The sequence below is a fragment of the Shimia sp. genome, from assembly GCF_049116215.1.
In the GTDB taxonomy this organism is placed as follows: domain Bacteria; phylum Pseudomonadota; class Alphaproteobacteria; order Rhodobacterales; family Rhodobacteraceae; genus Shimia.
In genome coordinates, this window is the sequence record NZ_JAGDZB010000003.1 from 82,849 (window position 1) to 97,953 (window position 15,105).

13 protein-coding genes are annotated in these 15,105 nt (G+C 59.2%); 9 read left to right on the plus strand and 4 right to left on the minus strand.

What is annotated here, in order from left to right:
- Window positions 1-52: 52 nt before the first annotated feature.
- Complete coding sequence (locus JXR15_RS08995; RefSeq protein WP_422052899.1) at window positions 53-1,477, minus strand: diguanylate cyclase; 1,425 nt, start codon at window positions 1,475-1,477, stop codon at window positions 53-55.
- Window positions 1,478-1,561: 84 nt separating this feature from the next.
- On the opposite strand from JXR15_RS08995, the gene JXR15_RS09000 reads away from it, so the two are divergent.
- The 6 genes from JXR15_RS09000 to JXR15_RS09025 all read left to right on the plus strand — a co-directional run bounded on the left by JXR15_RS09000 (window position 1,562) and on the right by JXR15_RS09025 (window position 7,907).
- Window positions 1,562-1,846 (plus strand): DUF3572 domain-containing protein, encoded by a 285-nt coding sequence (locus tag JXR15_RS09000; RefSeq protein WP_422052900.1) that lies wholly within the window; start codon window positions 1,562-1,564, stop codon window positions 1,844-1,846.
- Between the two features lie 98 nt (window positions 1,847-1,944).
- Window positions 1,945-2,634, plus strand: coding sequence for an HAD family hydrolase (locus JXR15_RS09005; protein ID WP_422052901.1), 690 nt, complete (start codon window positions 1,945-1,947; stop codon window positions 2,632-2,634).
- A 166-nt stretch (window positions 2,635-2,800) separates the two neighbouring features.
- Entirely contained in the window at window positions 2,801-4,369 is a 1,569-nt protein-coding gene (locus JXR15_RS09010) for a trimethylamine methyltransferase family protein (protein WP_422052902.1), read from the plus strand.
- A gap of 123 nt (window positions 4,370-4,492) precedes the next feature.
- On the plus strand, window positions 4,493-6,244 hold the full coding sequence (locus tag JXR15_RS09015; RefSeq protein WP_422052903.1) for a DUF4153 domain-containing protein: 1,752 nt from the start codon (window positions 4,493-4,495) through the stop codon (window positions 6,242-6,244).
- Between the two features lie 62 nt (window positions 6,245-6,306).
- Window positions 6,307-6,894 (plus strand): heme NO-binding domain-containing protein, encoded by a 588-nt coding sequence (locus JXR15_RS09020; RefSeq protein ID WP_422052904.1) that lies wholly within the window; start codon window positions 6,307-6,309, stop codon window positions 6,892-6,894.
- Window positions 6,891-7,907, plus strand: a complete 1,017-nt coding sequence (locus tag JXR15_RS09025; protein ID WP_422052905.1) for a diguanylate cyclase — start codon at window positions 6,891-6,893, stop codon at window positions 7,905-7,907. Before JXR15_RS09020 ends, JXR15_RS09025 begins: the two co-directional genes overlap by 4 nt.
- A 21-nt stretch (window positions 7,908-7,928) precedes the next feature.
- Here JXR15_RS09025 and JXR15_RS09030 read toward each other — a convergent pair whose 3' ends face one another.
- A complete protein-coding gene (locus JXR15_RS09030; protein WP_422052906.1) occupies window positions 7,929-8,834 on the minus strand; it encodes a LysR family transcriptional regulator in 906 nt (301 codons plus the stop codon).
- 166 nt (window positions 8,835-9,000) lie between these two features.
- Between JXR15_RS09030 and xdhA the strand changes: the two genes are divergently transcribed.
- Genes xdhA through xdhC form a run of 3 tightly spaced genes read left to right on the plus strand, consistent with a single transcriptional unit; the run spans window position 9,001 to window position 13,601 of the window.
- Complete coding sequence (gene xdhA, locus JXR15_RS09035) at window positions 9,001-10,452, plus strand: xanthine dehydrogenase small subunit (RefSeq protein ID WP_422052907.1); 1,452 nt, start codon at window positions 9,001-9,003, stop codon at window positions 10,450-10,452.
- A 12-nt stretch (window positions 10,453-10,464) separates the two neighbouring features.
- A complete protein-coding gene (xdhB, locus tag JXR15_RS09040; RefSeq protein WP_422052908.1) occupies window positions 10,465-12,777 on the plus strand; it encodes a xanthine dehydrogenase molybdopterin binding subunit in 2,313 nt (770 codons plus the stop codon).
- Window positions 12,774-13,601 (plus strand): xanthine dehydrogenase accessory protein XdhC, encoded by an 828-nt coding sequence (xdhC, locus tag JXR15_RS09045; protein WP_422052909.1) that lies wholly within the window; start codon window positions 12,774-12,776, stop codon window positions 13,599-13,601. Before xdhB ends, xdhC begins: the two co-directional genes overlap by 4 nt.
- Window position 13,602: 1 nt before the next feature.
- Here the strand turns inward: xdhC and JXR15_RS09050 are convergent, their stop codons facing one another.
- Window positions 13,603-13,989 carry a DUF1801 domain-containing protein gene (locus tag JXR15_RS09050; protein ID WP_422052910.1) on the minus strand — a complete coding sequence of 129 codons (387 nt, stop codon included), beginning with the start codon at window positions 13,987-13,989 and terminating at the stop codon, window positions 13,603-13,605.
- Between the two features lie 3 nt (window positions 13,990-13,992).
- A complete protein-coding gene (locus tag JXR15_RS09055; protein WP_422052911.1) occupies window positions 13,993-15,075 on the minus strand; it encodes an alcohol dehydrogenase family protein in 1,083 nt (360 codons plus the stop codon).
- Between the last annotated feature and the right edge of the window lie 30 nt (window positions 15,076-15,105).

Genomic DNA, 15,105 nt, shown 5'->3' on the forward strand with positions numbered 1-15,105 from the left:
GGGAGTCCCATCGCCAGATGGGGCGGGGGCAGCGCCCCCAACTGCGCTGGTGTCAGGCCGCAGTGATCGACAGCAGCACCTTGTCGCGCCCGTCCGCCTTAGCACCATAAAGCGCCTGATCTGCTTGATCGATCAGCGCACTGGCAAGGCTGTCCTCGCTGGTGCCAAACTTGGTCTTTTTGGCGTCCAGCATGTCGCTGCCCATGGCGACGCCGATGCTCACGGTTACAGGGATCTGAATGTCGCGGCCGCGCAGATAGACCGGTTCGGCGCGCACCACATCACAGAGGCGCTGGGCGACTTTGGCGGCACTCTCGCGGTTGTCGGTCTGCACCACCACCAGGAACTCTTCTCCACCCATGCGGGCAATCAGATCGGCGGATTTGATATTGGCGCGCATGCGGCGGGCAATCTCAGCCAGAACAATGTCACCGGCAGCATGGCCGTATTTGTCATTTACGTCTTTGAAGTGGTCGAGATCCGCCAGCATCACGGCAAAATCGCCGGTCTGCTCGCTGTGCCCAGTGGCGCGCTGCGCCATGTTGTCCAAGTGCGGCATGGCATAGCGCCGGTTGAACAGGCCTGTCAGCGGGTCGGTGACAGAGGCGGTCAGGCCATCTTCCACCTTTTGGCGCAGGCGATCCGTCAGGCGTTTGCGGGCGATCATTTTGTCCAAGCGCAACACAGCCTCTTCTGCATCAAACCCTTCGGCAATCACATCGTTGGCCCCCAAATCCAAGGCGCTGATGCGGGCGGTGTCGTTGTTCTCGTCCAAAACAACCAGCACAGCCGCCTGGCGGGTGGCGGCGCGGGCGCGGATTTCGGCCAGAAGGTGCAAGGCTTCTTCCGGCGCGGCCACGGCCAGTGAAATCACAATGGCATCCGGCGCAGTGAATTGCCCCATATTCCGCATGATGTCCGCTTCCATCTGGTGGCGCAGGGTAAACGGAGCCAGCTTGGACAGCTGCGCCTGCCAGCGCGCGCCTTCGGTCTCATTGCGGGCGGCAATCAGCACAGCGGCGGGCGTGTCAAACGCGGCGGGGGTTTCGGCAAGGCCGGGAATATGCCCGGTGCTTTCGCGCAGGCGCAACTCTTCAAAGCTGTTGCGGGCGCGCACAATGGAGCGGATGCGGGCGAGAAGCGCGTCGGTGCTGACCGACATGTCAAAGGCGTCATCTGCCCCCACGCGCAGGGCATCAATCAGGTCGGCGCGGTGGCCGTCGGTGTGCACCAGCAACACCGGCAAGTTGGCCAGCGCGGGACGCTTTTTGATGAGCGTGCAAAGGTCAATTGCGCTCATATCCACGAGGTCGCCACCCAGCACCAAAAGGTCGGGCGTGGCCTCACATTCAAGGAGGTCCAAAGCCTCTCCTGCGCTGGCGGCTTGCTCAACCTGAGCGAATGCGCCGGCAAGTTTGACTTTCAACAAGATACGGTTCGCCGAAATGCTGTCGACGATCAAGACACGAGCTGCCATAGAGAAACCTGAAACTGTGGAAAGAAGGGACACGTTCATAATGTGGTATGAATGGTTAACAAACCCTTTCGAAAGTGAGAAAAAATGAGTGTTTCTCAGGAGGTCGCGGAGACCACCGCCCTGAAGGCCCTGGCCTGGTTGGTGAATAACGAAGAGGTGTGTTCGATGTTTTTGGGCTCCACCGGCGCGTCGATTGATGATCTGCGCGCGCGGGCGGCGGAGCCTGATTTTTTGGGCTCTGTGCTTGAGTTTATCACTATGGATGATGCCTGGGTGGTTGAATTTTGTGACACAAATGCACTCGCCTATGAAGTGCCAATGATGGCGGCCGCAACGCTGCTTGGCACGGCCCGGACGCATTGGACCTGAAGTTGCTGATCCGTTAACGGCGCAGATCTGCTTGCACTGATGTGAGGGGCAGGGCAGGGTCGGCGGCAGACCACATACAAAGGTAAGGCAGATCATAGATGCGGGTAGACGGACTTCTGTTTGACAAAGATGGCACCCTGTTTGATTTCGGGGCCACCTGGAACGGCTGGGCGGCAAGCATGATCGAGCGCTTTGCCCAAGGCGACGCAGGGCTGTCGCAACGGATTGCCGATGCGTTGATGTTTGACCTCTCTGCCAAAGCATTCCGCCCGGACAGCTTTGTGATTGCGGGCACCAACCGCGAGGCAGCGGAGGCGGTGGCCAGCGTTTTGCCCGGCTCTGATGTGGATGCAATTGATGAAGCTTTGATGTTCGCGGCGGCAGATGCCCCGCTGGCACCGGCTGTGCCTTTGGCGCCTCTGATGGACGGGTTTCGCGCTCAAGGGCTAAAATTGGGCGTGATGACCAATGACACGGAATATGGGGCCAAAGCCCATTTGTCCGGAGCAGGGGTAGAGGATCGCTTTGATTTTATCGCTGGGTTTGACAGTGGTTTTGGGGCCAAGCCTGATCCAGGCCCGCTTTTAGCTTTTGCCGAACACACTCAATTGACACCCGCCCGCGTGGCGATGGTTGGCGACAGCACCCATGATTTGATTGCAGGGCGGCGGGCCGGGATGCAGACCATTGCGGTGTTGACCGGTGTGGCGCTTGAAGCGGAGCTCGCCCCCCACGCAGATGTGGTTTTACCCAATATTGGCCATATCCCAGCGTGGATGGTTGCCTAGTTTCCTTTCCTTCAGCCTGCTTTTGACGGCGCGCCTTTGGGTGCGCCGTTTTGGTTTGCGCGCTGCGCGCAAGGTGAGATGTCAAAAGCGACGACTTTTGTCGCAAACGCGCAGACAGGTCGCGTAAGATGTCCTTTGCTTTCTCTAACGCGAAGGGGAGGCATCCATGTCGGAACCAGAGGGAAGGCCAAGAGGACGGCGCGGCGGTGGACGCGCGGGCAATGCGGCGCGACGCAGGACATCTGGCGTGATCGAGCAAATGCCCTGGCGTTTGCCAAAAAACATCGATCGCCCAACCGAACCGCTCTCTGAAGAGGGGGTGCAGGCGATCCACGCTGGGGCCATGCGCATTCTCGAAGAGCTTGGCATTGCGTTTTACAATGACGAGGCGCGCAAGATCCTGAAGCAAGCGGGTTGTCGTGTTGACGGTGATCAGGTTTTTATGGACCGCGCCTTTGTCATGGAGATGGTTGGCCGCGCTCCGTCCCGTTGGACCATAACGCCACGCAATCCCGATCGGCAGCTGGTGATGGGCGACGCGCACATCCTGTTTGGCAATGTCTCCAGCCCGCCAAACTATTGGGATCTGGAACTGGGGCGCAAAGTGCCCGGCACGCGGGAGCACTGTGCCAACCTGCTCAAGCTGACGCAGTATTTCAACTGTATCCATTTCACAGGAGGCTATCCGGTCGAGCCGCAGGATATCCACGCCTCGATCCGGCATTTGGACGTGTTGTTTGACACGCTCACTCTGACCGACAAAGTGGTGCACGCCTATGCGTTGGGCGCGGAACGGGTCGAAGACGCAATGGAGTTGGTGCGGCTTGCAAGCGGGTTGAGCCATGAGGCGTTCGAGGCAAGTCCAAGGATGTTCACCAATATCAATTCGACCTCTCCGCTCAAACATGACCAACCGATGATGGACGGCTGGATGCGCATGGCGCGGCGCAATCAGGGGTTGGTGGTCACGCCCTTTACGTTGGCAGGCGCGATGGCGCCCGTGACCATGGCAGGGGCTGTGGCGCAATCTTTGGCGGAGGCGCTGAGCGCCGTGGCTCTGGCGCAGTATATCCGGCCCGGCGCGGCCTGCGCCATTGGCACGTTCACCAGCAACGTGGACATGAAATCTGGCGCTCCCGCCTTTGGCACGCCGGAGTATATGCGCGCCACCCAGATGACCGGTCAAATGGCGCGGTTTTACGGATTGCCGATGCGCGCCAGTGGAGTCTGCGCCGCCAATGTGCCGGATGCGCAGGCGATGTGGGAGACCTGTAACAGCCTGTGGAGCGCGGTGCAGTCGGGCAGCAATATGGTCTATCACGCGGCGGGTTGGCTCGAAGGCGGCTTGATCGCCAGCCCGGAGAAGTTTGTGATGGATTGTGAAGAATTGCAGATGATCCAGCGCTACCTAGAGCCGGAGATCTGCGCCACAGGGCCGGAGGAGATTGCCTTTGACGCCATTGCCGAAGTTGGCACCGACGGACATTTTTTTGGCACGGAACACACACAGGCGCGCTACACCTCAGCCTTCTACCAACCGTTTGTGTCGGACTGGCGCAACTACGAAGCCTTTGAGGCCGCCGGGGGCGCCTGGACGGCGGAACGGGCGCATCATCTCTACAAGGATATTCTGGCCGAATTTGATGCGCCGTCGATGCCGCCAGAGCATCACGCGGCGCTGGTTCAGTTTGTTGAAACCCGCAAGCAGCAGGGCGGGGCGCCGACAGATTTCTGACAATATTGTGCAAAATGGCCTGGTGTCGCCTGCCAGAATTGTCATATGCGGGTTTTGTTATAAATCATTGTTTTTGATATACTCCCCGCTATAAACGCCGCACAGGGTTGCAGGAGGGGTACCATGCACACTCAGGACGGGCGCACGGTCGCCGGACGGGCCGAGATGGCTGTTATTGGAGCCATTGCCGGGCTGGCGATTTGGGCTTTGGTTGAGCATCTTTCCGACGTCATCACCCACCCCCATGTGTATCTTGCCGTGACCTCCTTTGTGGCGGGGTTTTTTGCGGTGTTGCTGGGGTTGAGCGGGCCGTATCGTGTGGTGCGGGCAGCATTACCTGCGCTGTGGCTGTCCGCTGTTGCCGCGCTTTTGTTGACATGGGCCGGGTGGCGCTTTGACACGCTGGACGCCTTTGCCGAAGCCATGCATCCGATTTTGGCTTGGGCGGTGTTTGTCTCGATTGGCACGCCATTTGCTGCGGCGCTTTTGCGGGATCATCACAGCCTTCGGGATTACGGCCATCTGTTTGACGTGAGCTGGAGCATTTTGGTGCGCTATTCGGCGGGATGGTTGTTTGCCGGGCTGTCCTGGGCGGTGCTGTTCATGAGCCATGCGCTTTTGGAGATCGTTGGGCTCACCATCATTGAAGACATCCTCGACATTGACGGTGTGCCGTTTGTGATCACCGGTTTTGCCCTTGGGTTGGGCCTGTCGGTGGTGCATGAGATGCGCGAGTATCTGTCGCCGTTTCTGGTGTTGCGCCTGTTGCGGCTGTTGGTGCCGGTTGTGCTGGCGGTTGTGCTGATATTTGTTGTGGCGGCGCTGTTGCAGGATCCGGGCAAGCTGTTTGGCAACTTGAGCCGCACGGCGACCTTGCTGTTTGTTGGCTTGGCGATGATTTGTTTGGTCAGTGTGTCGCTTGATCGCGGCGACGCGGATGCGGTGCGCTCACAATGGATGCGGCTTTGCACGGCTGCTCTGGCGTTGTTGTTGCCGGTGATTGCCGGATTGGCGATCTATGCGCTGTCGCTGCGGGTGGGGCAATACGGCTGGACGCCATCGCGTCTAGCGGCGGCCTGTACGGCGGGTGTTGTTGCGCTTTATGCGCTGACTTATGCGGTGGCCGTGGTGCTGCGCGGGCCGTGGATGGCACGTATTCGGCAGGCCAATATTCTTGCCGCCGTGGTGGTGCTTGCGACCGCTGCCGCGTGGTTGAGCCCGCTGCTGAATGCGGAGCAAATTTCCAGCGACTCGCAGGTTGCGCGGATTGAGAGTGGGGATGTCGCGGCGCAGGATATGGCGCTTTACGAATTGGCGCATGAGTGGGGGAAACCCGGCCAGGCTGGCATTGCGGTATTGAAAAGTGGCGCTGTGCAAGGGGATACGGCGCTTCAAGCAAGCGTGGCACGCGCTTTGTCTGCTGGGAGCCGGTGGCAGTTTGAGCGCGGGGAGGCTGGCCGCGGGACAGAGACTTTGGCGGCGGAAATCCACGCACATCTGACGGTTTTGCCGCAGTCTGCATCAGTGTCGGTAGACATGTTGCAAAACTGGCCGCGCTACCGGTTACGGGATTGGTCGAAAAGCTGTGCTGACAACGCCGATCCGGGCTGCGTTCTGCTGTTGGACAGGTTTGAGACGGGGCCGGGAGACCCTCAGGGGCTGCTGTTTATTCCAGACCAAAGTCGCAAATTTGACGTATTAAGCGTGTTTGTTAATGGTGGTGATCTCGTCATAGGAGAATACGTGACGCCCTTTGGCGACAAAGAGGTGACGGTGGAAGAAGTTCGCTCTATATTGGCGGGGCGCTATGAGGTTGCTCCCAGCAGCCGGCGCTCACTCTGGGTCGGAGACGTTGAATTGTTTCCGGAATTTTGAGGCTGTTGGGGAAATCTTAAGGTGAGTCTGGTCTGATAGATCAAGACGAATGAGGTGACGTGATGCATGGGTTGGTCAACAGGGCGATACAGTGCTTTGTCCGCGATAGCTATGGGCTGTCGCGGTGGCATGAGGTCACGCGCCGTGCCGGTGTGGAAACCACTGATTTTGAAGCGATGTTGCATTATGATGATGCAGTGACGGAGAGTCTCATCGACGCGGCGAAAGATGTGATTGGTGTGCCTGAAGAAACCGTTCTGGAAGACATCGGCACCTATCTTGTGACCCATCCGAATGTTGAGGCGCTGCGCCGCCTGTTGCGGTTTGGGGGCGTTGATTTTGTCGACTTCCTACACTCTCTGGACGAACTGCCGGACCGTGCAAAGCTGGCGGTGGATGACTTGGTCCTACCTTCGATGGAGGTGCGTCAGCATTCGGCGGAATCTTTTAGCCTGACGCTAAAAGGTGACAACCCGGGCTTTGGCTACGTTATGATTGGCATTTTGCGTACGCTGGCGGATGACTACGGCGCCTTGGTGTTTTTGGAGCATCGCGGCGAGCAGGCTGAGGCTGAGGTGATCGACATTACTTTGGTGGAACAGGCGTTTGCCAGTGGGCGAGAGTTTGAATTGGGGGCGCGGGCCGGATGAGCGATCTGCAGGACAACAGCCACGCCATCGCAACACTGGATGTGTTGTGCCCAATGCACGTGTGTCTGGATAAGTTTGGCAAAATCACCCACGCTGGCCCAACAGTGACAAAGCTGTATGGAGAGCACAGCATTCTCGGAACCCGGTTTCTGGAAGCATTTGAATTGAACCGTCCACATTCCATCACCTCGATGGAAACCTTGCTTGCGGCAGCTGGCAAGAAGTTGCACTTAAAAAAACGTGTGGAGCCGCAGACTGGGCTCAAAGGTGTGTTGATGCCCTGCGCCGAAGGCGGCGCCATAGTGAACCTGAGTTTTGGCATCTCGATCTTGGACGCGGTTCAGGAGTACTCGCTCAACGCCTCCGATTTTGCGGCCACGGATTTGACCATCGAGATGTTGTATCTGGTGGAAGCCAAATCCGCCGCGATGGAAGCGCACCGCAAGCTGAACCAACGCTTGCAGGGTGCCAAGGTTGCGGCCGAGGAACAGGCCTATACCGATACGCTGACCGGTCTGAAGAACCGTCGTGCGCTGGATCACATCCTGCCACGCATGGTCGAGGACCGCACGCCGTTTGGCCTGCTGCATGTGGATCTCGATTTCTTCAAGGAGGTCAACGACACCAAAGGCCACGCAGCCGGGGACGTTGTGTTGCAGCATGTCGCCAAAGTGCTGGTGGACAGCAGCCGGGGCGACGATGTTGTCGCGCGGGTCGGTGGGGATGAATTTGTCCTGGTGATCAACGGCACCATTGATGAGGAAATTCTGGGGCGTATCTGCACCCGGATCATCAAAGAGGTGGAACGTCCGGTCGCCTACAAAGACAGCCTGTGCAAAGTGTCCGCCAGTGTGGGTATCGCGATCTATGACGGCACCGGCGAGGCATCAGCGGATCAGTTGATGGATGACGCGGATGTGGCGCTCTATGCGTCCAAGCATGATGGCCGTGCGACCTACACGTTGTATACGCCCAAGTTGCGTGAAGAGAGCCCTCTGGCGATCAACCACTAAAACGGCTTCAGGTAGACCGGCTCAAAGCTGCGCGATGCGCTGCTTGCTTTCGCTTGCGACAAAATCCACAAACAGGCGGATCTTTGGGTCCTGCAATTTGCGGTGCGGATAGAGACATCCAAAAGATGCAGGCAGCGGCGGCGTGTCGGACAGCACCTCCACCAGCGCGCCGCTTTTGAGATGTTGGGCCACGTCAAAGCGCGGCTTGTTGGCAATGCCCGCGCCTTCCAAGGCCCATTGGGTCAGCACGTCACCATCATCCGCGTCATAGCGCCCTTTGGCCTCAATCTTGCGCAATCCGTCCTCGGTTTGCAGGGTCCAGAAATACTCGGGACTGCGCGGGAACCGTAGCAACAGGCAGTTGTGTTCCCCCAGCAGATCATCGGGTGTGTGTGGCGTGCCGTGCGCCTCCAGATACTCCGGCGCGGCCACCAGAACCCGGTCACAATCGGCAATCTTGCGCAGTTTAAGATTGCTGTCTTTGAGTTCGCCCAGCACAAAGGCCACATCAAGCCCATCCTCAAATAAATCCACCTTGCGGTCCGACAGGCGCAGTTGAACATCCACATTGGGATACTTGTCGGCAAAGGCTGGGATCAGTGGCGCCACAATCCGGCGCCCAACGCCCAATGGAGCCGTGACGCGGATGGTGCCGCGCGGCTTGTCGGAAAACCCGGCCACCACGGCCTCGGCCTCGTCCAGAGTCTCAATCACTTTGCGGGCGTGGTCATAAAACACCTTGCCCACTTCGGTGGGTGACAGGTTGCGGGTGGTCCGATTGAACAGGCGCACACCAAGCCGGCCTTCCAATTCTTTGACTCGATTGGAGGCCACCGCCGGGGTCAGGCGCAGATCGCGGCCACCTGAAGTGATCGAACCAAGCTCGACCACACGCACAAAGACTCGCAGGCTTTCCAGATAGGGCATAAGAGTGCCTCCTTATGGGATTGTGCCTCAATAGCGTGGGTTTGGGAATTTGATTTTCAATAAATCGTTGAAATAGATTTGCCAAAACCCTCGTTTCATTGAAGGCTAATGCACAGGTAGAGTGAGCCAAGGCCATTTCCGTGCCGACTCCCAGCAAGAGGTCAGGATGCAGCACCGCAGCGAAATTCGTTTTTTACTCAACGGGCGCAATGTCGCGCTTTCCGATGTGGGAGCAGACGACACGCTCCTGGACTTTTTGCGCATTGATCAACGGCTTACCGGCTCCAAGGAGGGCTGTGCCGAAGGTGATTGTGGCGCTTGCACCGTGTTGGTCGGGCGGCTTACGGACGGTGGGTTGGTCTATGAGACCGTGAACGCCTGCATCCGGTTTCTGGCCTCTCTGGATGGCTGTCACGTGGTCACCATTGAGTACCTTGGCGGGCCAAATGGCCGTCTGTCACCGGTGCAACAGGCGATGGTGGAGCATCACGGCAGCCAATGTGGCTTCTGCACGCCGGGCATTGTCATGTCGCTTTACGCGCTGTGGATGCAGCATGAGCACCCAACCGTGAAACAGGTGGAAACCGCATTGCAAGGCAACCTGTGCCGCTGCACCGGCTATGCGCCGATTATCCGCGCCGCGCAGGAGGTGACCAACTATGGTACGCCATCCGCGGAACATTTGGCCACCGAACGCGATGGCGTTGTGGCTGCTCTTAACGGTCTGCGGGACGGCAAACGGGTGGAGGTTGCCAAAGGCGATAGCCGCGCAATCCTGCCTGCGGATGTGGATGACCTCGCCGCCGTTCTGGAAGCTGAACCAGAGGCCACCATCATTGCAGGCTCCACCGATGTGGGGCTCTGGGTGACCAAGTTCCTCAAGCGGATTTCACCTGCGGTCTTCATTGGTCAGTTGGACGGATTGAAAGCCATCGACGTCAACGAAGATGCCGTGACCATGGGCGCGGGCGTGACCTACACCGAAGCGCAAGATGTGGTTGCGGAACATTACCCACACCTGAGCGACTATTGGGACCGCATCGCCGGTTGGCAGGTGCGCAACATGGGCACCCTGGGTGGCAATATCGCCAACGGCTCGCCCATTGGGGACACCCCACCGGTGCTGATTGCCTTGGGGGCGTCGATCACCCTGCGCAAAGGCGCGACCCGTCGCGTATTGCCGCTCGAAGAGTTCTTTATAGCCTATGGCAAGCAGGACCGCGCCGCTGGCGAGTTTGTGGAGAGCATCACCATTCCGCGTGTCTCCACCGGCCACCATGCCGCCTACAAGATTTCCAAACGCCGGGATGAGGATATCTCCTCCGTGGCCGTGGGCATGACTGTGCAGGTCGAAAATGGTATGATCACCGCAGCCGTGCTGGCCTTTGGCGGCATGGCCGCCACGCCAAAACGTGCCGCCGCCGCCGAAGCCGCTCTTGTTGGCCAGCCATGGAGCGAAGCCACCTTGGTGGCTGCTGCAGCCAAGCTGCCAGAAGACTTTCAGCCGCTGACCGACATGCGGGCCAGCGCGGACTACCGCATGAAAGTTGCGCAAAACCTGTTCCGCCGGTTCTGGCATGAATCCACTGGCGACACCGCCCGTCTGGCCAGCGCGTAAGGAGAAAATACTATGAAACAGACCGTCTCCATTCGCGGCTCCGCCCACACCGATCTGATCCACGACAGTGCGATCAAACATGTCTCTGGTGGCGCGGACTATTGTGACGATATCGCAGAGCCGATTGGCACGCTGCATGCCTATTTTGGCACCGCCAAAGTCGCCCATGCGACGATCAATTCCATGGACCTCTCCGCCGTGCGCGCCGCGCCTGGTGTGGTTGGGGTGCTGACCGCCGAGGATGTGCCCGGCGTGAACGACGTGAGCCCAACCGGCCGGCATGACGAGCCGCTTTTTGCCACGGAGAAGGTCGAGTTCTGGGGGCAGGTGTTGTTTGCTGTGGTCGCTGAAAGCCGCGACGTCGCCCGTCGTGCGGTGGAATTGGCCAAAATCGACTACACACCGCTGGAGCATGTGATTGATGCCGATGAGGCGGTGGCAAAAGGCTATCCGCATGTGACCCCGCCGATGACATTGAAGCGTGGCGATGTGGCCGAAGGACAAGCTGAGGCCGCACACCGCATTCAGGGCCAGATGCGTATTGGTGGTCAGGATCACATGTATCTGGAAGGCCATATCGCCTTTGCCATGCCTGGCGAGGACGACGATGTGATTGTGCATTCCTCCACGCAGCACCCAAGCGAGGCACAGCATATGGTGGCCCATGTCTTGGGGGTGCCCTCCAACGCTGTGGTGGTAAATGTGCGCCGCATGGGCGGCGGGTTTGGCGGCAAAGAAAGCCAGATGAACCAGTTCTGTGCTGTAGCTGCCATGGCGGCCAAAAAGTGGAACCGCGCGGTGAAAATTCGCCCGGACCGCGATCAGGACATGGAAACCACCGGCAAGCGGCATGACTTTGTGGTCGACTATGACGTGGCCTTTGATGGCGACGGTAAAATCCAGGCGGTGGACAACACCTTTGCCGCCCGCTGTGGCTGGACCTCGGATCTGTCCGGGCCGGTGACCGACCGCGCACTGTTTCACGCCGACAACGCCTATTTCTACCCGCACGTCAAACTGCAAAGCCGCCCGATGAAGACCAACACGGTTTCCAACACCGCCTTCCGTGGCTTTGGTGGCCCACAAGGCGTGGTTGCCGCAGAGCGCATGATGGAAGAGATTGCCTACAAGCTGGGCAAAGACCCGCTCGAGGTGCGCAAGGCAAACTTCTATGGCGACACCGACCGCAACGTGACGCCCTATCACCAGACTGTGGAAGACAACGTCATGCCTCGGCTGGTCGAAGAATTGGAGCAAAGCTCTGATTATCAGGCACGCCGCAAAGCTGTGCTGGAGCACAACGCCAAAGGCGGTATCATCCGCAAAGGCCTGTCGCTCACACCAGTGAAATTCGGGATCAGCTTCACCGCCACCTGGTACAATCAGGCGGGCGCACTGGTGCACATCTATAACGACGGCTCCATCATGCTGAACCACGGTGGCACCGAGATGGGGCAGGGGCTGAACACCAAAATTGCCCAGGTTGTGGCCGAGGCCTTCCAGGTGGATTTCGACACCATCAAAATCACCAAAACCACCACGGAGAAAGTGCCCAACACCTCCGCCACGGCGGCGAGTTCCGGCACGGACCTCAATGGTATGGCGGCACTCAATGCCTGTGAACAGATCAAAGAACGCTTGGTGCGTTGGGCCTGTGATCACTTTGGCGTAGAAGCACTGTTGGTCGAGTTTGCCCCAAATCAGGTGCATGTCGGTGATCAGACCTTCACTTTTGGCGAGTTCATCAAGCAGGCCTATATGTCTCGCGTTCAACTCTGGGCCGCAGGGTTTTACAAGACGCCCAAAATTCACTGGGATCGCGAAAAAGGCCAGGGTCGGCCGTTCTACTACTACGCCTATGGGGCCGCTGTGGCCGAAGTATCTGTGGACACGCTGACCGGTGAATACACCGTGGATCGGGCTGACGTGTTGCATGATGTGGGCAAATCGCTGAACCCGATTTTGGACAAAGGTCAGGTTGAAGGCGCATTTGTTCAGGGCATGGGCTGGCTCACCACCGAAGAGCTCAAATGGGACGACAAGGGTCAGCTGCGTACCCACGCCCCAAGCACCTATAAAATCCCGCTGGCGGGAGATGTCCCGCGTGAGTTCAACGTCAATCTGGCCGATTGGTCGGAGAACCGCGAGCTGACCATCAAACGCTCCAAAGCGGTGGGTGAGCCGCCGTTTATGCTGCCGATCTGCGTCTTTGAGGCGCTGGGCATGGCGGTGGCCTCGGTGGCGGATTACGCCGAATGTCCACGTCTGGACGCGCCAGCGACACCGGAATGTGTGTTGATGGCGGTGGAGCGTTTGCGCAAATGAAATCGGCCGACCTCATAGCGTTTTTTGCTCGGGAAGCGTGGGCCATGCGGGTGGAAATCACCCGCGTGCGCGGCAGCTCTCCGCGTGAAGAAGGCGCTGTGATGGTTGTGTCTGCGTCGGCAATGATCGGCACTATTGGCGGCGGGCAGCTGGAGTATATGGCTTTAGATGAGGCGCGTAAGCTGCTGAAATTAAGACAACCCTCCGGTTTCATGGACGTGCCTTTGGGGCCAGAGATTGGTCAGTGTTGTGGCGGGCGCGTGGAAATCACGCTCACCGAAATGGACAGCGCGGCCCGTGCAAAACTGGTGGCCGACGTTGAAGCGCGAGAGGCCGCCTTGCCCCATGTCTACGTGTTTGGCGCGGGCCATGTTGGTCGGGCGCTGGCGAACTTATTCCAGCATTTGCCAGTCCGTTGCCTTCTGGTGGACAGCCGCTCTGAAGAGTTGGGGCTGTCGCAGGCCAATGTGGAAAAACGCCTGACCGCCTTGCCAGAAGCCGACGTTCGCGGCGCGCCGAAGGGCAGTGCCTTCATTGTGCTGACACATGATCACGCATTGGATTTCCTGCTCACGTCTGAAGCCTTGCTCCGCAAAGACGCGCGCTGGGTGGGTATGATTGGTTCTGCCACCAAACGGGTGAAGTTTGAGCGGTTTGCCCAAAGTGAATGTAATGGGTTGAGTGCGGCGGCGTTGCAGTGTCCAATTGGGGCAGGCGGCAGCACGGACAAACGGCCAGAGGTGATCGCCGCGATGGTGGTGGCCGACGTGATGACGGCGTTGACAACCGAGGCGGTGACCCAACTCGAAGACGTCCGGACCTGACTCAGGCCTTACGCTGATGATAGGTCAGCGCCATCACCGCCATGATGTGTAACGCCTCTTCCGGCAAGGGCGCGCCTAGGGGGATATGGACCGCTCGTGTGCCGGAATACGCAAACAAATCGCCAAACTTGTGCCGCCAAGCCTCTACCAATGTTGTTTGGCAATGCACCAACATCTCCACGCGGTCCGGCGCTTTTTGTGACCAGCTTAACCGGATGGGCGTGCCTTTGCGTTTGGTAGGCGCAAAGCTGGGTTGCCCCCATTTTAGGTTTTCTTCCAGCGGCGCGGTGCCACTGGCCTCTGCCGCCGCGCGGATGATGTCACGTAGGCTGAACAGCGCATCGCGCGCGTCTTGGGGGAGGCTGGCGCTATAGCTTTCCACACCCATGGGTTAGGGCAACACAACGATATTGCCGGTGTGCTCTTTGGCAATAAAGGCGGTTTGCGCGGCGACCAGATCCCTAAGCGGAAAGGTCGCCGCCAGGGCTGGCTGAATGTCGCCCGCTTCGATGTAGCGGATCAGGTTGGGCATGACCTCAAGTTCAATCACGGTAGAGCCGGTGAACGTAAGGTCGCGCAGATAGAGCGTGCGCAGGTCCAGATCCACCATCGGTCCAGCGATGGCGCCGGAACAGGTATAGCGCCCGCCGCGTTCCAGCACGTCAATCAATGTCGGCCAATATGGGCCGCCGACCACGTCGCCGACGACGGAGATTTTCTCGTCGCCCAAAGCGGCGCGCAGATTGACTGGTGCACGGGGTAGGATGTGGTCCGGGCCGAGCTTGGCCACAGCCTCGTGTTTGGCTTCGCTGGCCATGGCGATCACGCGCGCACCGCGGCGTTTGGCAAGCTGCACCAAAGCGCCGCCTACGCCACCGGAGGCGCCGGGCACCAGCACGGTGTCGGCCTCGGTGACTTTGGCGCGGGTGAGCATGCCTTCGGCGGTGGAGTAAGAGCAGGAGTAGGTGGCCAGTTCCGCATCCGACAGAGGGCTGTTGACCGCCAATGCATTGCGCGAGGGCAGCACACAGTATTGCGCAAAGCCGCCGTCACATTCGGAGCCGACATAGCCGGTTTTGGTTTTGTCTGTGAGGTTGTCCTGGGCGCGCAGCCAGCAATCGGTGATGATCCGTTCGCCAATGCGGGCGGTATCCACACCGTCCCCCACGGCCACGACTTCTCCGCAGATGTCTGCGCCCTGAATGCGCGGGAAGGCGAGGGGTTTGCCACCCCAGCTGGGATCGTCGCCATCGGGGGCTTCTTCTGCTGAGCCGTCGGTCGCGCCGGTGACCGCTTTGGAATACCAGCCCGCGCGGGTGTTCACATCGGTGTTGTTCATGCCGCAGGCTTTGACCTGCACCAGAACCTCGCCCGGACCAGCGGAAGGCACCGGCCAATCCGTGCGCCACGCGTATTGGTCCATATCGCCGTGACCGGTGAGGATCATGGCATTCATTGTCGCGGGCAGTGTCATAGCGCGTCCTTTCGAAGCTTATGCGGATCG